The sequence below is a fragment of the Rufibacter soli genome (genome assembly GCF_054781795.1).
Genome location: NZ_BAAGTS010000005.1, coordinates 168241 through 187976, shown reverse-complemented (window position 1 = coordinate 187976; position 19736 = coordinate 168241). Strand labels below are relative to the sequence as shown.

Annotated in this window: 15 protein-coding genes; 13 read left to right on the top strand and 2 right to left on the bottom strand. The window is 48.7% G+C overall.

The window, feature by feature from the left end; all coding sequences use genetic code 11:
* Positions 1-196 precede the first annotated feature (196 nt).
* Positions 197-1114: an NmrA family NAD(P)-binding protein gene (locus ACYVJQ_RS15415; protein ID WP_460894003.1), complete on the bottom strand. Its 918-nt coding sequence runs from the start codon at positions 1112-1114 to the stop codon at positions 197-199.
* Positions 1115-1430: 316 nt separating this feature from the next.
* Between ACYVJQ_RS15415 and ACYVJQ_RS15410 the strand changes: the two genes are divergently transcribed.
* The 8 genes from ACYVJQ_RS15410 to ACYVJQ_RS15375 all read left to right on the top strand — a co-directional run bounded on the left by ACYVJQ_RS15410 (position 1431) and on the right by ACYVJQ_RS15375 (position 12815).
* On the top strand, positions 1431-3257 hold the full coding sequence (locus tag ACYVJQ_RS15410; protein ID WP_460894002.1) for an AIPR family protein: 1827 nt from the start codon (positions 1431-1433) through the stop codon (positions 3255-3257).
* A gap of 168 nt (positions 3258-3425) precedes the next feature.
* Positions 3426-3989, top strand: coding sequence for a Crp/Fnr family transcriptional regulator (locus ACYVJQ_RS15405; protein WP_460894001.1), 564 nt, complete (start codon positions 3426-3428; stop codon positions 3987-3989).
* 80 nt (positions 3990-4069) lie between these two features.
* Positions 4070-4489, top strand: a complete 420-nt coding sequence (yiaA, locus tag ACYVJQ_RS15400) for an inner membrane protein YiaA (protein ID WP_460894000.1) — start codon at positions 4070-4072, stop codon at positions 4487-4489.
* A 364-nt stretch (positions 4490-4853) separates the two neighbouring features.
* Positions 4854-5705: a sialate O-acetylesterase gene (locus ACYVJQ_RS15395; RefSeq protein WP_460893999.1), complete on the top strand. Its 852-nt coding sequence runs from the start codon at positions 4854-4856 to the stop codon at positions 5703-5705.
* A gap of 78 nt (positions 5706-5783) precedes the next feature.
* Positions 5784-7142: a glycoside hydrolase family 43 protein gene (locus tag ACYVJQ_RS15390; RefSeq protein ID WP_460893998.1), complete on the top strand. Its 1359-nt coding sequence runs from the start codon at positions 5784-5786 to the stop codon at positions 7140-7142.
* A gap of 314 nt (positions 7143-7456) precedes the next feature.
* Positions 7457-8407 (top strand): alpha/beta hydrolase, encoded by a 951-nt coding sequence (locus ACYVJQ_RS15385; RefSeq protein ID WP_460893997.1) that lies wholly within the window; start codon positions 7457-7459, stop codon positions 8405-8407.
* Positions 8408-8558: 151 nt separating this feature from the next.
* Entirely contained in the window at positions 8559-10232 is a 1674-nt protein-coding gene (locus ACYVJQ_RS15380) for a glycoside hydrolase family 43 protein (protein ID WP_460894618.1), read from the top strand.
* A 54-nt stretch (positions 10233-10286) separates the two neighbouring features.
* Entirely contained in the window at positions 10287-12815 is a 2529-nt protein-coding gene (locus tag ACYVJQ_RS15375) for a cellulase N-terminal Ig-like domain-containing protein (RefSeq protein WP_460893996.1), read from the top strand.
* A 168-nt stretch (positions 12816-12983) separates the two neighbouring features.
* Here ACYVJQ_RS15375 and ACYVJQ_RS15370 read toward each other — a convergent pair whose 3' ends face one another.
* Positions 12984-15212 (bottom strand): NADP-dependent isocitrate dehydrogenase, encoded by a 2229-nt coding sequence (locus tag ACYVJQ_RS15370; protein WP_460893995.1) that lies wholly within the window; start codon positions 15210-15212, stop codon positions 12984-12986.
* Between the two features lie 373 nt (positions 15213-15585).
* Between ACYVJQ_RS15370 and ACYVJQ_RS15365 the strand changes: the two genes are divergently transcribed.
* From ACYVJQ_RS15365 to ACYVJQ_RS15345, 5 genes are all read left to right on the top strand, one after another.
* On the top strand, positions 15586-16293 hold the full coding sequence (locus ACYVJQ_RS15365; RefSeq protein ID WP_460893994.1) for a hypothetical protein: 708 nt from the start codon (positions 15586-15588) through the stop codon (positions 16291-16293).
* Between the two features lie 415 nt (positions 16294-16708).
* Positions 16709-17386: a deoxyribonuclease V gene (nfi, locus tag ACYVJQ_RS15360; protein WP_460893993.1), complete on the top strand. Its 678-nt coding sequence runs from the start codon at positions 16709-16711 to the stop codon at positions 17384-17386.
* A 176-nt stretch (positions 17387-17562) separates the two neighbouring features.
* Positions 17563-17754 carry a hypothetical protein gene (locus ACYVJQ_RS15355; RefSeq protein WP_460893992.1) on the top strand — a complete coding sequence of 64 codons (192 nt, stop codon included), beginning with the start codon at positions 17563-17565 and terminating at the stop codon, positions 17752-17754.
* Positions 17751-18545, top strand: a complete 795-nt coding sequence (locus ACYVJQ_RS15350; protein ID WP_460893991.1) for an SPFH domain-containing protein — start codon at positions 17751-17753, stop codon at positions 18543-18545. The genes ACYVJQ_RS15355 and ACYVJQ_RS15350 overlap by 4 nt, the downstream gene beginning before the upstream one ends.
* 212 nt (positions 18546-18757) lie before the next feature.
* Positions 18758-19306, top strand: coding sequence for a hypothetical protein (locus tag ACYVJQ_RS15345; protein ID WP_460893990.1), 549 nt, complete (start codon positions 18758-18760; stop codon positions 19304-19306).
* Positions 19307-19736: the final 430 nt, after the last annotated feature.

The window sequence follows — 19736 nt, the reverse complement described above, 5'->3', positions numbered from 1 at the left end:
CCGGCCCGTTTTGTTTTTACGCAGAAATGATAAGAAACCAGCGCAGAGTAAAGAAATGCTTTGGTGAGGGAAACTTGTGCAGCATCCTTAAAACCACGCCTAATTGGGTGATACAAGTTCCCAGGCTGCTACAGGGCAGCGAAAGCAAAGCGGTTAAATAAGATCAGGTCCAAACCATTTCCCAGGTTGCCTTATACTATCCCTTCCGCGTGGCCAACACTTCCTGCACGGTGGTCCATTTTATTTCCGGGTAACGGGCATTGTCCAGGGGTTCCAGTTTTACCTTGCCGGCAAACATGTCCCGCATGTACTGCATGCCCTGCCAGGCCGGGAACACTTCGCCTTTGCCAGGTGCCAGCGTTTTAGTAACAGAGATCAGGGCATTGAGGACTCCCAGCCCTCCTACCCGCATGGGCTTGAATTGTTCGCCGGTAGCGGCACTGGCGGCCTGCACCAACCCCTGCACCGAAAGCACATCGCCGGCAATGCGCAGATAGCGGGGCGTAGTGGGATCCAGCGCGGCCAGTGCCGTGTACTCTGCGGTATTGGCAATGGTGGTGAAATCTAGCAACTGGTTGGCGTTGCCATAGTACATGACCCGCTTAATAGGGAAAAGCACGATGGGCGCCTGCCCGGTGAGCAGATCTGTGAACATGCCGTTGAGAATGGAAGTGGCCTGAATGGGCGCCTGGTCCAGAATGGCTTTAAACTCCAGCCGGAAGTCCAGGTTGCGGTTATGGCCGGGCGTGAGCTTGGTAAAATCAATGGCGAAGTCTGAGGGAATAAACCGGGGCACGCCTGCCGCTACGGCTGCGTTCAGAAGCTGGGTCTGGGTGTCTACCATCACATCCCGCAAACCCGACAAGGCACTCACCACGCAGGTCCCACCCTGGCAGGCTCGGGTCAAGGCCGGTGCGTTTTGAAAGTCCACCTCCACCACCTCGGCACCCAGGGCTTGCAAGGCAGAACGTTTGGCCGCCTCGGTTCCTGGCCGCACCAAGGCCCGCACGTGCGCGCCTTTTTTGCGTAACTCTATAGTCATGAGGCCTCCTAAGTGGCCGGTGGCTCCTGCGAGGATGATGGTTGGGTTAGTGGGTGAGGTGGGATTGGTCATGGTAAAGATTATTCTTTTTATACTTACAGGGTTGTGTCCAAATTGTTATTATGCATTTCTCATCAACTGGAAGCCAAAGCTTTAGGAATTCACTTTTTGTAATTTATGTAAGAATCTGAATAACAATTGTTTGATTTATTTTGAGTCTTTAAGGGTATGAATCAATCATCAATATATAATATACTATAAACAATATATTGTATATTGATGATTGATTCATATATGTATAGCAAGTAATTGGAGGGGCAAATTTTATTTGTTACAAATTTGAGCCAAATAGATAAGTAAGACTTTATAATTATAGAAAAATAAAATAATGAAAAACGAAGTGTTTTATAGTGTTATTGATAAAGAGATTGACGAGTTAGCTGATATTTTTAAGGAGAACGAACATCTTAAAAAGCAAGATGTTAATGGAAAGAAATCTTTTTCTTTTCTTTTATGGTTTTTAGATAGGTATTTGCCAAATAATGATTTGTCCGAATTTGAAGGTTTAATAACTGAAGGGAATGATGATTCTTCTTGTGATTTGATATTTACGAACAAGGATCAGCTTGGAAAAGAAATTTATTATGTCGTTCAAGCTAAATGGTTTGCAAAAAATAATATTAATAAATCAAAAGATATTACGAAAGAAATAAAAGCTTGTTTAAGTGATTTTAGGCTGATATTATCTGGAAAAAAAATTTCTAACTCTAATAAGAATTTTAATTCTCAATACGAAAAATTTTTAGCACATAAGAGGAGTAATGGGAAGGTCAAATTTGTGTTTCTTGCACTTTGCAATGGAGATGTAGATATTGAAGAGCATATCGCTGATTTTAAATCGCCTTTAATTTCATTTGAATTTATTGATTTTTTTAAGCTTAAACAACAATTTATTGAAATAGAGTATAAAGGTGTTAAAACGCATAATCCTATTGAAACACCCTATATTCCTAAATCTGAGTTTGATTTAGAATTTGAAAAAGAGCAGGTTATTTCAATTAAAAGTCCATTTCCTTCTAATATATTTTTAGTAAAACCGAGAGAGATATATAATCTATTTGAAAAGTATGGTCACTCATTGTTCTATAAAAATATTAGAAACCCGTTGCCAAATTCATTTTTCAATGAAGAAATAAGAAATACTATTTTAAATAATTCTATTAACTTCTGGTACTTCAATAATGGCATTACGGCTATTACAGATAAAATAGATCATTTTCATTCGGATTCAACAAGTGTAAAAATTAAAGGAATTCAGGTAATTAATGGTGCTCAAACTGTTTTTAGTATTTATGAGGCATATAAAAACGCTAAAGATGAAGAAAGGCATAAAATGGATGAGTTTGGGCTGATTACTTTAAGAACAGTTACTACTGGTGGTGATGACTTTGACTTAAAAGTTACAAGGTATACAAATTCGCAAAACCCAATTAGTGAAAGAGACTTTCATTCAAATGATGAAGTCCAGAAAAGGTTGCAATTTGATTTTTTAAAGAACACAAATATATGGTATGAAACTAGGCGGGGTGAGTTTAGGAAGAAGGTTTCAGGAATTGCTGTGATTACCAATGAAATTTTAGGTCAAAATTATCTGGCCTATTATGTTAATGACCCTTTTAATGCTAAGCAAAGTAAAAAGTTAATCTTTGTGTCTAGCCAACTGAATTCAAATGGTCTGTACGAAGTTATATTTAATTCAGATACAAAATCTGATGATATGTTGGTTTCATATCATTTAAATCAATTAGTAGACCGAAAAAGGAAAGCAATAAAGTCAAGAATTAGTTCAATAGATACAACCAAATCGACTAAGGAGGAGAAAAAATTATTAGAGTACGATTTTATTCAATATTCAAATTTTGAGATAATGGCGTTATTCAAAGTTTTGTTTTTAAAAACAAACGGTGATAATGTTAAATCTATTAGTGGAAAGGTGATTTCATATTTTGAAAAAGGGACCATCGAAAAAATTGAGGCAGGCTATGTTTACATTTCAGACTTTATTTTAAGTGATTTAACTAATAGAAGAAAACTTAATTCTAAAATTGTTAATTCTGTAATATTTAAAAGCAAAGATTATTATCCAGAATTGAGAGGTTTATTTATTGAGAAAATAAATTCTGAGAATGATGTTATTAAGGCTTTTAAGTTATGATGATTAGAGTGGTGCATATGTATTGCAAATACTTTGAAATTATTCTATAAAAAAACCCAAAGAAAGAAGCTGTTAAGGTAAGCTAAGTAAAGAGGAAAGGCCGCTTGGTGTAAACGCTCTTTCAAATCAATAAAGTCCTAATCATCTCCATAGCAAAAGAGTCTAAAAATGAGTGCATTGCACAATTTCATATCAAAATACTATCCTATTTCCTCAGAAGCTTGGGAAGCCCTTTCCAGAGCTTTAACCCAGATTAATATTCCAAGAAATTACTATCTAGTAAAAGAAGGGACTGTTTGCAACAACTTATATTTTCTTGAAAAAGGGTGTTTGCGTGGATATTATAACTTAGATGGAAAGGAAATTACCTATTGGTTTGGCTTCGAGGATAATTTTGTTACTTCTTTTTACAGCTTTATTTCCCGAAAACCGGCGGTAGAAAACATACAGGCTTTGGAGGAATCTACCTTGTGGAGCATTAGTTATGAAGCTTTGCACCAGTTGTTTGATGCCCATAAGGATCTAGAGCGGCTTGTGCGCATTATAAATGAACAGTACTACATACGGCTGGAAGAGCGGTTTATGGCCATGCAGTTCAAAACGGCTAAAGAGCGCTATGAACAGTTACTAGAAAACTCGCCACACATCCTTCACAGAATCTCGCTTGGGCAAACGGCTTCTTATTTAGGCATTAGTCAAGAAACGCTGAGCAGAATAAGAAGCCAAGTATAGCATTTCGCTTTTTGACAAATGTCAAAAGAAAGGATTGGGGCCTGCTCTACCTTTGATTCATCATTTAACGAAAAACAAAGATGAATCAGAAACCATCAAACGTATTTGCCGCGGCCTCTTATTTTGTTCTACTTACTGGTATCAGCGCCTATGTAATCGGGCTATGGAACGCCGACATGATGCTGAACGAAAAGGGATATTACTTTACCATACTCATGTATGGCTTGTTCTCAGCTATCTCCCTCCAAAAAAGCGTGCGTGACCAATTAGATGGTATTCCTGTTTCCAATATGTATTATGGGCTTAGCTGGTTTTCTACCATTACAGCATTGGTGTTGCTTACTGTTGGGCTTTGGAATGCAGATTTATTCCTTAGTGAGAAAGGCTTTTACGCAATGTCGTTTCTATTAAGCCTCTTTGCGGCTATTACGGTCCAGAAAAATACCAGAGACAGTCTGGCTAATGAAATGCCTGCTACTAACAAGACTGAGGTATATTAACTGTCTACCAGAAAGAGCATTGCAAAAAGGCCGCTTGAGGTTCCTCTCAAACGGCCTTTCCATTTTTACAACTTACTCCCTCCTATAACTGCTCTAGGAACGTGTTCAACAAAGCGCATTGCACATTGCCTACTCGGCTTGGGTCTAATAAAGCGCCAGGTAGAAATGGCTTCCTTGGTTATCAGTGCCTCTTTCCTTTCTAGGAACAAGCACGGGTTTTATAGAAATTAAAAGACCATTTCAGCTAATTGGTCTTTTTTTTAATATCTTAATGCCAACGTTGGCACACATCCATAGCAATAGTGCTACAAGGCATTCCAAACGGTAACAAAATTGAAGTAGTCAGAATAAAACATAAGCAGGTATGAAATATAAATTGAGCTTTTCCTTGTTGACGGTCATGTTGGTCATGCACGTGACGGCCTTCGCCCAGGACCCTAACTTTTACATATTCCTGTGCTTTGGGCAGTCCAACATGGAGGGTCACACCAAATTTGAGCCGCAGGACACCACCGCCAATAAACGGTTCATGGTGTTAGAGGCCGTAGATTGCCCTAACCTGGGCAGGAAGAAAGGCGAGTGGTACCCTGCTGTGCCCCCTTTGACCAGATGCAACACCGGCCTTACCCCCGCAGATTACTTCGGCCGCACCCTGCTGGCTACCCTCCCAGACAGTATTAAAGTAGGCGTCATTAATGTATCGGTGGGAGGCTGCAAAATTGAGCTGTTTGAAAAAGGCAGTTACCAATCGTATGTCGCCACCGCCCCCTCCTGGATGACGGCCGCCTTGGAACCCTATGATAAAAATCCCTATGGTCGCCTGGTGGAGATGGCCAAACTGGCGCAGAAAGATGGGGTCATCAAAGGCATTCTGTTACACCAGGGAGAATCCAACACCGGTGATACCGCCTGGCCCACTAAGGTGAAAGGCGTCTATGACAACCTGTTAAAAGACCTGAACCTCAGCCCTACCGCCGTGCCCTTGCTGGCCGGAGAAATGGTGAGCAAAGAGCAGGGAGGTAAATGCGCCAGCATGAATGCCATCATTGCTAAACTGCCCCAGATGATTCCTAACGCGCACGTCATTTCCTCTGAAGGCTGCACCGCGCTGGAGGACCAACTTCATTTCACCGCCGAAGGGTACCGGAAACTAGGCAGACGCTACGGGGCCAAAATGCTGTCTTTATTGGGGTATGAAAATGCCCAGGCGGAGTAATAGAAAGCTCCAGGGAAGAAATACGCCGCCTATTAAAAGCGGTAAATTTTAAAACAACTTAAAGTAAGATTTCAGCTCATGCTAAAGGTAAAAATTGCCGGGTGTCTTTTTCTGGTGTTGTGTGCCCTTCAAGGCATTCAGGCCCAGAACCCCATCATCCAGACGGCCTATACCGCAGACCCAGCCCCCATGGTGTATAATAACAAACTGTACCTGTACACCAGTCATGATGAAGACGGTTCTACCTGGTTTACCATGAATGACTGGAAGCTCTATACCACGGAGGATATGGTGAACTGGACAGATCATGGCACCATCCTGTCCTACTCAGATTTCACCTGGGCCAGAATAAATGCGTGGGCCCCGCAATGCATTGAGCGGGGCGGTAAGTTTTACCTATATGTTCCCTTAACCACCCATGATAACAAAGGGGCTATTGGGGTAGCGGTGGCCAACAGTCCGTACGGGCCTTTCACAGACCCACTGGGCAAGCCCTTGATCCAAAGCGGAGGTGGAGACATTGACCCCTCGGTTTTTATAGATGACAATGGGCAGGCCTATTTGTATTGGGGCAACCCCAAGTGTTACTACGTCAAACTGAACGAAGACATGATCTCCTACCAGGGAGAAGTGGTGGCCGTGCCCAATACCGTAGAAGCCTTCGGTAAGCGCGAGGGCAACCCTGAAAGACCCACCACCTACGAGGAAGGCCCCTGGCTCTATAAACGCAAAGGATTTTACTACCTGCTCTTTGCCGCTGGCCCCCTCCCCGAGCACATTGGCTATTCCACCAGCTCCAGCCCCACCGGTCCCTGGAAATACCAGGGCGTTTTAATGCCCACTGAAGGCGGCAGTTTCACCAACCACCCGGGCCTGGTAGATTTTAAAGGGAAGACCTATTTCTTCTACCACAACGGGGCCTTGCCCGGCGGCGGCGGTTTTACCCGCTCCGTTTCAGTAGAGGAAGCGGCGTTCAAAAAAGACGGCACCCTGCAGCCCCTGAAAATGACCGTAGGAATCACCAAAGGCCTGGCTCCTTTAAATCCCTTTGTGAAGAACGAGGCGGAGACCATGGCCTGGTCTCAAGAAGTGAAAGCCATGCAGAATGAAAAAGTGGGCGTGTTCGTGACGGCCCTCCGGACCGGCGCCTACACCAAAGTAAAAGACGTTGATTTCCGGGAAACGGGCGCTACCAGATTTACCGCCCGGTTGGGCACTACGCAAAACACCGAGGTAACCCTAGAAGTCAGGTTGGGAAGTATAGACGGTGAATTATTGGGCACAGTGAAAGCACCCCTCACCGGCGGCAATGACCGCTGGGCCCTGGTCTCTACGGAGGTTAAAAAAGTAACCGGCGTCCATGATGTCTACTTTGTCTTTAAAGGAAAAGAAAAAAGCAATATCCTGTTTTTTGACTACTGGAGGTTTTCTCAATAGTCATGGCATCTATTAACTAATGAGTAGCGCCGCCTTTGTTGGTATTCACAGGGGCCAACAAACCCAATGGCTGGAGTATTTATGCTTGTTGTGGATAGCACCAACAAGGTCTAAAAGGACAGGATACCGCCTTCTTTTTTTGTCATCCTGGAAGGATCTTGGTAGCGAACTGTAATGGCGGGCCAAAAGAGTCTTTCTAGTTCGCCCACAAGATCCTTTCAGGATGACAAAAAGGGGTAATACATAAAAGGGGAAACCCTGAAATACAGTCAGCATATCAAATCTTATAACGACCATATCTAAATCATCTCCCCATGACCTATTCTCCATTAAAACTGGCTAAACGATTTCTACTGGCCGCCTTATTATTCTCTTCCGCCACCGCCATGGCCCAGGACGGCACTATCTATCCGCTCAAAGCCCCTGCTGAGCCCAAAGCCATTCCGCTGGGCACGGGTGGTGTGGAGGGCCAGAAAGCCCCCGAAACCTGGTTCAAGCAATGGGGGGACCCCATGGCCAGGAATATCTCCAAGGCCACCCTCACGCCATTCCTGCCTGCCCCGGGCAAGGCGAATGGCACGGCCGTGATTGTGGCACCCGGTGGTGGCTACAGATGGCTTTCCATGGGCAATGAGGGCTGGGAAGTTGCCCAGGCACTCGCCGACAAAGGAATCACCGCCTTCGTGCTGAAGTACCGCCTCCACCCTACCCCAGAATCACTGGAGGACTTTACCGCCTCCATGACCCAACCCCGTCCGGCGCCGGCTGCGTCTACCAACGCATCGGCCAGTGCTACCCCACCCCGCATGCCGCAAGTAGACCTCTCTAATCAACTCCAAGACGCCGAGGCTGCCTATGCCATGATTCTCAAAAGAGCCAAGGAATGGGGCGTTGATACGGATAGAATAGGGATGATCGGTTTCTCGGCGGGTGCCGGCCTCACCATGCACGCCACCCTTAATTCCAAGACCATGAAACTGGCTTTCATCGGGCCAATCTATGGCGGCATGGGTCCGGTGGAAGTGCCTAAGAACGCGCCGCCTATGTTCAATGTGATCGCTACGGATGATTTTCTTTTCAAGGGCCAGTTTGGGGTGGTAGATTCCTGGTACAAAGCTGGCATACCGGTTGAGTTTCACCTTTACCAGAATGGTGGCCACGGCTTCGGGTTGGGCAATCCAGACCGAACCAGTAACCGCTGGTTTGACGCCTTCCTGCACTGGCTAGATGTCAATAAATTTCTCAAGCCTTTGGCTAAGAAGTAAGCAAGCGATCATTTAAAGAAAGCCACCTTTGGCCATTCATAGATTAAGTAATTACTTAAAATTTAAGATGAAGAGAATTGAATTTGCATCTGCTACTCAGGGGAAAAGACAGGTAACAATACTCTGTGTTTTGGTAGCCTTGTTTTCTTTGATGGGGGTAAGCGGCAACAGCCAGAATGTAAGAATGCCTAAAAACGCCCCGGTGTTTTCTAACTCGGTCTACGAAGGCCAAGACAAAGTTTATAAGGATAATCCCCTGAAACCCGGCGAGTTTTACAACCCCATTATTCAGGGTGCTTATCCAGATCCGGCCATCACCCGCAAGGGCGGAGATTACTACATGGTGCACTCCTCTTTCGCCATTTTTCCCGGGGTCCCTGTCTTCCACTCTAAGGACCTGGTAAACTGGACGCAGATCGGGCATGCGCTGGACCGCACGTCGCAGTTAAATGTACATGATACCGGAATAAGTCAAGGGGTTTATGCCCCAGACATAGAGTACAACCCCAACAATGACACCTTTTACATGATCGTGACGGCCTTTGCCGGAGGGGCCGGAAACATTGTGGTGAAGTCAAAAGACCCGGCCAAAGGCTGGAGCGAGCCCTTCAAGCTGAACTTTGGAGGAATAGATCCTTCGCTGTTTTTTGATGACAACGGGAAAGCCTATGTAGTCCACAATGATGCTCCAGACAAAGGAAAAGAACTGTATGAAGGGCACCGGGTGATCAAGGTCTGGGACTATGACCTGCAGAAAGACCAGGTTATTGCCGGCACCGACAAGATTATTGTAGACGGCGGAGTGGACCTCTCCAAGAAACCCATCTGGATTGAAGCGCCGCATATCTACAAAAAGAACGGCCGCTTTTACCTCATGTGTGCCGAAGGCGGTACCGGCGGAAACCACAGCGAAGTAGTGTTTGTGAGCGATAATGCCAAAGGACCTTATACCCCGGCTCCTAATAACCCTATTCTCTCGCAAAGACACCTGAACCCCAACCGCCCCAACAAAGTAGACTGGGCCGGCCACGCCGATTTAGTAGAAGGGCCCGATGGCAAGCACTACGGCGTGTTCCTGGGCATCCGCCCGAACGAGAAAAACCGCGTCAACATTGGCCGCGAAACTTTTATCCTGCCGGTTGATTGGTCCGGTGAATTCCCGGTTTTCGTCAACGGCCTCATTCCCATGGAACCTAAGCTGAAAATGCCGGCCGGCGTAGAAAACAAAACCGGCAAAGAGAGCTTCTTCCCCAACGGCAACTTCACGTTCGCAGACAACTTCACTTCCAAGAAATTAGATTACCGGTGGGTGGGCTTGAGAGGCCCCCGCGAGGCATTTATTTCCCAGACCAAGAAAGGGTTACAGATCAATCCGTTCCCGGTCAACATCAAAGAGGTGAAGCCTACCTCCACCCTCTTCCTGCGTCAGCAGCACAACAGTTTTTCTTATACCACCACTCTTGATTACAAGCCTTCCTCAGAAAAGGATCTGGCGGGCATGGTGCTGCTACAAAGCGAAAAATTCAATTACGTGTTTGGCTTAACCAGAAAAGGAAAAGACACTTACCTGGTGCTGGAAAGAACAGAAAAAGGAGCCTCCAAACTCATCGCCAGCCAAAAAATAGAGGCCAAGAAGCCGGTGCAACTGAGAGTGAAGGCTGAGGGAGATGCCTACCAGTTTAGCTACTCCACCAATGGAAAAAACTTTGTGGACTTGGGCGGCCCTGCTTCGGGTGACATTCTCTCCACCAATGTGGCGGGAGGGTTCACAGGCACTTTGATAGGCTTGTACGCCACCTCGGCCAATGATATCCAGCCGCAGTAAGAGGGCCTAGTTGCAGTCAGTCATTCTGGACATAAAAAGACGAAATAGAGGAACATGAGAAAACGGAAACTATACACAGTGGCAGGCCTGCTCCTGACGGCATTTACCTATGCAACAGGCCAGGACCTGAAACTGAATGACCGGGAATATTTTGAACAGCAAGGCGTCAATGTTCTGGTATACAACAACCTGTTTACCGGCGGGTTTAACGATGAGAAGAACGCCGGCATAGAGCTGATTCACCATGGCGTAAGAACAGCGCAAGGTGGTGCAGTCCGGCTCTCCAACACGCCAGAGCAGTGGGACCTGGTGCCTGACATCCTGAACCGAAAGGTAGACCTGGCGGCAAAGACCATTGAGGCTACGTTACGGTACAAAGAGTACAACTTTGATTCAAGGGTAGTAGTCACGGCCAAGGGCAAAGGCGTGGAAATAGCCGTTTACCTGGACAAACCCCTGCCAAAGGCGCTGGAAGGAAGTGCCGGCTTTAACCTGGAGTTCCTACCCTCGCAATACTGGGCGAAGAACTACCTGGTAGATGGTCGCCCAGGTCTGTTCCCCCGCTATGTGGTAGGTAACACCGTGACCCGGCCCAATAGCCTAAAACCGAAGCAATACAAAGGTTATGTCACGGCAGATGACCGGGGTACCGGCAAATTCATAGATCCCCTTCCGCTGGAAACCGGCCGCACCTTTTTGTTTGCCCCTGATGCCCCGGAACGGATGGTGAAAATCACCTCGCCAGATGCTGATCTGATGCTGTTTGACGGCCGCATGCTGGCCCAGAACGGCTGGTTTGTGGTGCGCAGTTTGCTACCCGCGGGCAAAACGGGCAAGGTCTTGACCTGGACCGTGGAGCCCAACGCCATCAAAGGCTGGGTAAGGGAGCCCAACATTGGTTTCTCCCAGGTAGGCTACCTCCCGGCACAATCCAAAGTGGCAGTCATTGAATTAGACAAGAAAGACAAACCTGCTAAAAGCGCCTCTATCTTTAAAGTAGGCGACGACGGAAAACCGACCAAAGTATTTACCGGCGATATCAAATCCTGGGGTGACTACTTCAAGTACCATTATGTGAAATTCGATTTCTCGTCGGTGAAGACGCCCGGCATCTACTACATCCAATACGGAGATACCAAGACGAATAATTTCCTGATTGGCGAGCATGTCTACAGCAAGATCACAGACGCTACCAGCGACATCTGGATTCCCATCCACATGAACCACATGTTTGTGAACGAAGCCTACCGCGTGTGGCACGGCGAGCCGTTTAAGGAAGGGTATCGTCAGGCCCCGCCCAACACAGATCACTTCGATCTTCACAGCCAAGGCCCCAACACCGATACCAAGTACAAAGCGCTGGAAGTAATTCCAGGCCTGAACGTGGGCGGTTTCTTTGATGCCGGAGATTTTGACATTGAGACGGGGTCTAACATTAGCGTGGTGCAGAACTTTGTCAAGACCTGGGAAAGTTTCAAACCCCAGCGCGACCAAACGTTCATTGACCAGAAGCAGCGCTACGTAGACCTCCACCGCCCCGATGGGACCCCAGACGTATTACAGTTCATTGAGCACGGCACCCTAAACCTGGTAGCCCAGGCAGAGATCCTGGGTCACATGGCGCAAACGCTTTCCAACTCGGTGCTGGATAATTACCACCACCTGGGTGACGCTGCCTCCTTAACAGATGGCCTTCCCTATAACCCAAAGCTGGGGCCTTATGAAATAGCCCAGGATGGCCAATCCAGTGGCGTGAGAGATGATCTGTGGGCCTTCACCAGCCGCGAACCCGAATTAGATCTCAGGGCCGCCACCATGTTTGCCGCCGCCAGCCGGGCCTTGAAGGGCTATAACGATGACCTTTCCGCCAGAGCGTTGACCCAGTCCAAAAGACTCCTGAAAGAGGCCACCGCCTTACTGGCCAACCAGAAACAGGATACCAGTGGCCGGGGCAACGCCGCCAACATGGCCACCAACCTGCAACTGTACATTGCCACCAGTGAGAAACAATACCTCAATAGATTCCAGGAGCTCTTGTGGCCTGCCCTGGAGCGTAACGTGAGTGGCAACCTGTTAACGGCCCTGGATGCTATCCCGCACCTAGACGCCGGTTATAAAGAAAAGCTGCGCCCGTATGTGCAGAAGTACAAAGAATACATTGCTGGGCTAGAAAAGAATAATCCGTACGGTGTGCCTATTGGGCTTACCAACTGGGCCGGTAGCGGAGACGTCACGAGCTTTGGTACCACCGTTTGCTTTGCCCACAAATACTTCCCTGAGATCATAGACGCCAGCCATGCGTTCAAGGCCACCAACTATTTGTTTGGTGCGCACCCGTACCACAACTATTCCTTAGTGGCCACTGTGGGTGCTACGCGGCCCAAAGCGGTATTCTATGGTAATAACCGGGCAGATTTCTCCTTTATTCCGGGCAACGTGGCTCCTGGTATCTTATTCAGAAAACCAGACCACTTTGAGAACTATGACGACTGGCCTTTCCTGTGGGGACAAAACGAGGGCACCATTGGTGGCAATACCGCTTATTTGATTTTCGGGTCAGCGTTTAAGAATTTGATTAAATAAAAATGCCCTCCTGAAAAGTGGTAAACCCACTAGCAATGCAAAGGAGAACTTGCCCGGTATTTCCTGGAAGAAGTAATTTTTCAAACCAATACCGTTAAGTCAGTATTAAACAAAAAGGCCGCTTGAGATCTCTCTCAAGCGGCCTTTCTTTTTCTAACTATTATTCTTCTAGAACTGGTCCAGGAAAGAGTTCAACGTTGCACTTGGGCGCATGGCTTTTTCTACCTTGGCCGTGTCTGGGTGGAAGTAACCGCCCATATCAACCGGCTTGCCTTGCTCAGCAATCTGCTCCTGTACAATCTTCTCTTCGTTCTCTGTTAAGTTCTTGGCCAGGTCCGCAAACTGGGCTCTCAGTTCCTCGTTCTTGGTTTGCTCAGCCAGGGCCTGGGCCCAGTACAGCGCCAGGTAGAAGTGGCTGCCACGGTTGTCAATACCACCTACTTTTCTAGCCGGCGACTTGTCTTTCTCCAGGAACTCGGCGTTGGCCGTGTTCAAGGCTTCGGCTAGCACGGCGGCTTTGTCATTCTTGGTTTTGTAGGCCAGGTCTTCCAGGGAAACCGCCAGGGCCAGGAACTCACCCAGGGAATCCCAACGCAGATAGTTTTCTTCCTGGAACTGCTGTACGTGCTTAGGCGCAGACCCGCCGGCACCGGTCTCAAACAGTCCGCCGCCGTCCAGCAGAGGCACAATGGAAAGCATCTTGGCGCTGGTGCCTAACTCAATAATCGGGAACAAATCCGTTAAGTAGTCACGCAGTACGTTACCGGTCACCGAGATGGTGTCTTTCCCGGCCTTGGCGCGCTCGCAGGTATATTTCATGGCCTCTACTGGCGACATGATCTTCACCTCCAGACCGTTGGTGTCATGGTCTTGCAGGTACTTCTCTACTTTTTTGATCAGGTTGGCGTCATGCGCGCGCTGCGGGTCTAACCAGAAAATGGCAGGGGCACCGGTAATGCGGGCACGGGTTACTGCCAGTTTCACCCAGTCCTGAATAGGCAGGTCTTTGGTCTGGCACATTCTAAAGATATCGCCTTCCTCTACCTTCTGCTCCATCAGGGCCTTGCCGTTAGCGTCTACTACACGTACGGTACCAGCCTCGGTCATCTGGAAGGTTTTGTCATGCGAACCGTATTCCTCGGCTTTCTGGGCCATTAAGCCAATGTTGGGCACGGTACCCATCGTCTTAGGGTCAAAGGCGCCGTTCTCTTTGCAGAACTCAATCACAGCCTCATAAATGCCGGCGTAAGAACGGTCCGGAATCATGAACTTGGTATCATGCGGCTTGCCATCGGCACCCCACATCTTGCCAGAGGTTCTAATAGCGGCTGGCATAGACGCGTCAATGATCACATCATTGGGGAAGTGCAGGTTGGTGATGCCTTTGTCAGAATCAACCATGGCCAGGGCCGGTCCGTTCTCGATGGCTGCTTTCAAATCTGCCTCAATGGCTTCTCTTTTGTCGGAAGGCAGGTTCTGGATTTTGCTGTACACATCGCCTAAACCATTGTTAGGGTCTACACCGGCTTCTTTCAGGGCCTCTGCGTGCTTGGCAAAAACATCTTTGAAGAACACGGTTACGGCATGCCCGAACATGATAGGGTCAGAGACCTTCATCATGGTGGCTTTCAGGTGCAAGGACAATAGAATGCCAGATGCCTTAGCCTCCGCAATCTCTTTCTCAAAGAACGCGCGCAACGCCTTTTTGCTCATAACCGACGAGTCAATCACTTCACCCGCTTTGAGCGCAATGTTTTCCTTCAAAGTTTTGGCAGTACCGTTAGCGCCTACAAATTCAATCTTCACGCTAGTGGCATTGTCTACTACTACAGACTGCTCGGTGCCATAGAAATCGCCGCCGTCCATGTGGGCCACGTGCGATTTAGAGTCAGAAGACCAGGCCCCCATGGAGTGTGGGTTCTTACGGGCGTACTGCTTCACGGCATCGGCCACGCGGCGGTCAGAGTTCCCTTCGCGCAATACCGGGTTCACGGCGCTACCCAGCACTTTGCCGTAGCGGGTTTTGATTTCCTGATCCGCATCGTTTTGCGGGTTGGCGGGGTAATCTGGAATGTTATAGCCCTGGCCCTGCAGTTCTTTAATGGCTTGGGTCAACTGCGGAACCGAGGCAGAAATGTTAGGAAGTTTAATGATGTTGGCTTCCGGCGTTTTGGCCAGGTCACCCAGTTCAGCCAGGTCATCGGCCTGCTTTTGCTCGGCGGTCAGGTTCTCCGGGAAAGTAGCCAGAATACGGCCGGCCAGGGAGATGTCTCTGGTTTCTACGGCTATGTCAGCGGCCTTGGTGAAGGCCTTTACAATAGGCAGGAACGAGTGCGTGGCCAGGGCCGGCGCCTCATCTGTGATGGTATAGATAATCTTAGCGGTATTTTTCGTCATAGCGTTCTTTGGTTTAAGGTATAGGCCCCGGGCGTGCAGCTAACCGGCAGGAAACCCCTGCGCGGCCTCCTTATACGCACCGGACAATGAATGGCAAATATAAGTGTCTTTTCTTTACAGGCTACCCCGACACCCGCCTTTCCTACCAATCAAATAGACATAAAAAATAGCAGCCACTTCCTAGGCTCCAAAAGGCGTTTTGAGCCTGTTTTTGGGAAAACGGGCCTAAAACAGAAACCAGGTGTGCTCACTGGAATTGTTAGGGAAGGGGCAATACCTGATGGTTCCGCCATTACGGTTGCTCTTGTAGAAGGGCAACCGCCATAGATTGGCGCCACCTTTACTTTTACCTGCCTTCTCCGTATATAGCGTTATGAAGATATACCTTCCCCTGTTGGGCCTTGGTTTGCTGTTAGGCTGTCAAAGCAATTCCACCACCCAAACCCCGGAAAAACCCAGCCCCGCCACTGCTACCCAGGCCAAATCTGAGGCCCGTCGGCAAGCCGATGTCCTGCAAAAAGACACGCTCAACGCAGTGCAGGAAGAAGTGGTGCGCAAACCTTCGCCCAAGGCCGAAGACGATTTTGAGAAGTTCTTCAAGCGCTTTGAGAAGATCATCAAGGAGCAGGACCGCGTTGCCTTCAACCAACTCATTGACCCCGAACTGGGCCTGTACCTCATTGACACCCCCGGCGCCATGCCCCAATTCACTCGCGTCACAGACATTGCCACCTTCAAGCGCGCCGACCAGCAGCAACGGCCCTTCTTTACCATTAGCGAGACCTTCAAAGACTGTCGGCTTAAAGAAGTAAAGACCCTACCCAAGGTCACCTGCGAAGGCGATGCAGAACCCTACTCAGACCATGGCTGTTTTGTAGCCGACGCCACTGCCTTTCGCAAAAACGAAGCCTACAAATACGCCAGCCTCTCCCCAGAAGAGGAGAAAACCGTAGGTCAAACCCAACTCCTCGTCCAGAAAACCGTGCTGCATACCGCCTCTGGCTTCAAATTCCATTTCGGGCAGATCAAAGGCCAATGGAAAGTGCTGTTTATTGATTTAATGAGGCCGTGTAGCGCTTGAGTTTGGGTATCACGTAGCGCGTATCACATAGCACGAGCCCTAGCATTTCCTGTAGGGGCAGGGCTTGACCTGTCCGCACGCATTGCCCTCTTCTGCGCATCTTTGGTTTCGTAGGGGCAATCCCTTGTGGTTGCCCTGTGCGCTTAACCATCGTTTAGGGCAACCACAAGGGATTGCCCCTACTTCTGGAACACCATTTCAGCACGAGCAATCATCCCCCTACCCCCTTCAAAGGGGGACGAAATGCGTGTATAAATCTTGGGAGCAATGTAACAGCCCTGGCCCAGAAAAGTATCCAAAGAGCTAAGCCACCGTAAGAGAAAAGGCAATTCCTGTTTTAAGCCTATTTTCCAGAAAACAGCCCCGAAACAGGATTGACGCAAGACTCAGAACTTAAGACACAGAACTCCCTCCTATGGCCTGGCCCAACCATCTTCCGCCCCCAGATCCTAAGATTGTCAAAGAATTAACCGAGAAGCAGGAGCAACTTAGGCAGCAGGTTATTATACAGAAACCAGACTTTGACCTGAAGTTGCTGGCCGGTTGTGACTCATCGTTCATTGGCGAGAATATCCTGTCTGTGTTTGTGGTCTTGACGTACCCGGAACTGGAACTGGTGGAAAAAGTGTACCATTATGGGCCGGTGGAGTTACCCTACATTCCGGGTTTTCTGGCGTTCAGGGAGGCGCCTAACCTGGTGAAGGCATATGAGAAACTGCAGCATAAACCAGACCTGATCATGGTAGACGGCCACGGCATCGCGCACCCGCGCCGCCTGGGTATTGCCAGCCAATTGGGGGTGCTTCTGAACAAGCCCACCATGGGCGTGGCCAAGAAAGTACTCACGGGCAAGCACGAAGAACCGGCCCTGGAAAAGGGCAGCATCATGCCCCTCACCCACCGCGGCGAACTTATTGGCGAGGTGATCAGGACCAAAGACAAGGTGAAGCCGGTGTTTGTGTCGCCGGGGCATTTAATGGACCAGGAAACGGCCACCGCCATCGCCCTGAAAACCGCCATAAAGCATAAGCTCCCGGAGCCCACCCGGCTAGCAGATCATTACGCTGAGGTGTTTAAGGCCGAGGTGCGGTAAAGCCCAAATAATCTTTAAAAAGGAGGAAAGCATGTAAGTACAAAGGCCCGGCTACCAGTTATAGCCGGGCCTTTGTGGCATACCCAAGAAACTCTTTCAGATTCACCGCCCAACAATAGCCTTCTCTATTAAGATTGTTTAATATTGGTTTCTGAAACTGCTTGCCGGCCAAACCCATGAAACCCAAACAATTGCTTTTGCTGCTACTGCTCATTCCGGTAGACTTTCTTTCTTACACCCAAATTACCCAATTGCTGCGTCAGCCTTCAGACAGCTCGGTTATGTTTGGCGCTTTTTTCCTATTGGCCTTACTTATAGGCAATTTCATTATCATCAGGTACCTCATCTTTAAATTTAAACGCCCATGACCCGCCCCTTACTTACCGGAATTATTTCCGGGCTTCTCATTATTGTATTTGCCATTACCGCCACCCAGTCATGCACCCGTATAGATGCCGGGCATGAAGGCATTTTGGTAAAAATGTACGGCACCGAGAAAGGCGTGCAGGATGTGTCGCTGGTGACGGGCCGCGTGTGGTTCAACCCTTTCACCGAGGATGTGTATGAGTTTCCTACGTTTATCCAGACCCAGGACTACACCGCTTTCACGGTCAATGCCCGGGACGGCTCTGTGTTCACCGTAGACCCCACCATTTCTTTCTTCGTGAAGCCGGGGGCCTCACCTCAGATTTTCAAGAAATACCGCAAACCCATAGACGTTATTGCCCAGACCACGCTGCTCAACTACGTGAAAGATGCCTTCAGAATCAGGTTGAACCAATACAGCACAGAGGAGATCATCTCCAAACGCCAGCAGTTTGAAGCGCAGGTTCAATCCACCCTGGACTCGGCGCTGCAGAAAGACGGCTTCAAGCTGGAACAGATGACCAGCGGCCTTTCTTACCCAGAGGAGATTGTGCGGGCCGTCAACCTGAAAAACCGCGCCGTGCAACAGGCCATGCAGGTAGAAAACGAGTTAAAGGTAGCCGAAGCCCAGGCCCGTAAAAAGATAGTAGAGGCCCAAGCCGAAGCAGACGCCAACCGTCTGCGCCAACAAACGCTTACCCCGCTCCTCATCCAGCAACAGTTCATTGAAAAATGGAACGGCGCCACGCCTTTGTACGGAAACTCGCCAGTGTTCTTCAAAAACATGGAATAGTGGCGCTGCGCGCAGTTCTGAGTTCTGAGTCTTGAGTTCTGAGTCTCCTTTGTTTTGAGGCCGTTTTTAAGAAAACAGGCTTAAAACAGATAGGAGCATTTGGCACTGAAATGTTACTTCTTAACCAAATAGCCCGGCGGCACGTCTAATGAAGTGCCGTCGGGCTATTATTTTTTAGAGACCAGGCTGCCCTAACCCAACGCACCCACCCTATGGAAACCATCAAGACTTTTACCGCTAACACTGAAGAGGAACTCTGGCAACAGGTAGCCACTGACATGGCCCGGCACCAGGACCTCCTGCAATACTCCGCTCAACTCAACCAGGGCGACCAGACCATTTACTTTGATATTGACATTGACCTGGGCGGCGGGTTTGAAGGCGGTTTCTCCAGTACCAGTTTCCTGGCGCCCGTTCCCGGCAACACCTCCCTTCGGTTCCACCTACACGAGCAGGACTGGGTAAATGAGCTCGGCACGGTCTTCGGCCTGGAAGACATTAAACTAGGTGATCCCGAGGTAGACGAAGCCTTCATCATCAAAACCAACCAACCTGACACCCTCAAGGCCCTGTTCGCAGACCCAGACCTCCGCTCCTTCCTCCTCACCCACCGTGACTGCGAACTGGAACTGAAACACGAAGACGACGAAGGCGGCCTACAACTCACCTTCTCCAAAGATGACGCTATACTAGATCCCGCAGAATTGCAACAGGTGTACCATTGGATGCGGGTAGTGCTGGCAAGGGTGAGTGGGGAGTAAGGGAAAGGCGTTTTAAGTGTGTTTTGCGGAAAACGGGCTGGAAACGGATTTGATTGGAAGGAGTAGTCATCCCCTACCCCCTTCAAGGGGGACAAGGAAGAGGGCAATTCTATAAATCTGCAAAAAGTACTCCCCTGTGTACCCCCCCTCAAGGGGGGAGTCTGCGCTTAGCAAGCGGTTCAGTCATCTTTTAGCGTTATTGTGTTTTGAGCCTGTCTTCTGAAAAACATGCCTAAAACGCCAATGACCTCTGCTTACCTTCCCATTCATTCCCCCGATTCCAGTCTTTCCCTCGAGCGCCTCGCTTGTGGCCCTGCAGGGGCTTTACTAAGGGCAGACTACAACTCGGCCGCAAGGGCAGTGCGAGGGGGAAAGACGGGGCCCCGCGGCCGTGAGCGCTCGGAGGGAAACCATGAAACAATACAGCATA

Bases quoted from the DNA above. Each gene is read 5' to 3' on its own strand.
- ACYVJQ_RS15365 (WP_460893994.1), top strand. From the start codon at position 15,586: ATGAAGATATACCTTCCCCTGTTGGGCCTTGGTTTGCTGTTAGGCTGT.
- ACYVJQ_RS15385 (WP_460893997.1), top strand. From the start codon at position 7,457: ATGACCTATTCTCCATTAAAACTGGCTAAACGATTTCTACTGGCCGCC.
- ACYVJQ_RS15390 (WP_460893998.1), top strand. From the start codon at position 5,784: ATGCTAAAGGTAAAAATTGCCGGGTGTCTTTTTCTGGTGTTGTGTGCC.
- ACYVJQ_RS15405 (WP_460894001.1), top strand. From the start codon at position 3,426: ATGAGTGCATTGCACAATTTCATATCAAAATACTATCCTATTTCCTCA.
- ACYVJQ_RS15345 (WP_460893990.1), top strand. From the start codon at position 18,758: ATGGAAACCATCAAGACTTTTACCGCTAACACTGAAGAGGAACTCTGG.
- ACYVJQ_RS15370 (WP_460893995.1), bottom strand. From the start codon at position 15,212: ATGACGAAAAATACCGCTAAGATTATCTATACCATCACAGATGAGGCG.
- ACYVJQ_RS15415 (WP_460894003.1), bottom strand. From the start codon at position 1,114: ATGACCAATCCCACCTCACCCACTAACCCAACCATCATCCTCGCAGGA.
- ACYVJQ_RS15355 (WP_460893992.1), top strand. From the start codon at position 17,563: ATGAAACCCAAACAATTGCTTTTGCTGCTACTGCTCATTCCGGTAGAC.
- ACYVJQ_RS15395 (WP_460893999.1), top strand. From the start codon at position 4,854: ATGAAATATAAATTGAGCTTTTCCTTGTTGACGGTCATGTTGGTCATG.
- nfi (WP_460893993.1), top strand. From the start codon at position 16,709: ATGGCCTGGCCCAACCATCTTCCGCCCCCAGATCCTAAGATTGTCAAA.
- ACYVJQ_RS15380 (WP_460894618.1), top strand. From the start codon at position 8,559: ATGGGGGTAAGCGGCAACAGCCAGAATGTAAGAATGCCTAAAAACGCC.
- ACYVJQ_RS15375 (WP_460893996.1), top strand. From the start codon at position 10,287: ATGAGAAAACGGAAACTATACACAGTGGCAGGCCTGCTCCTGACGGCA.
- yiaA (WP_460894000.1), top strand. From the start codon at position 4,070: ATGAATCAGAAACCATCAAACGTATTTGCCGCGGCCTCTTATTTTGTT.
- ACYVJQ_RS15350 (WP_460893991.1), top strand. From the start codon at position 17,751: ATGACCCGCCCCTTACTTACCGGAATTATTTCCGGGCTTCTCATTATT.
- ACYVJQ_RS15410 (WP_460894002.1), top strand. From the start codon at position 1,431: ATGAAAAACGAAGTGTTTTATAGTGTTATTGATAAAGAGATTGACGAG.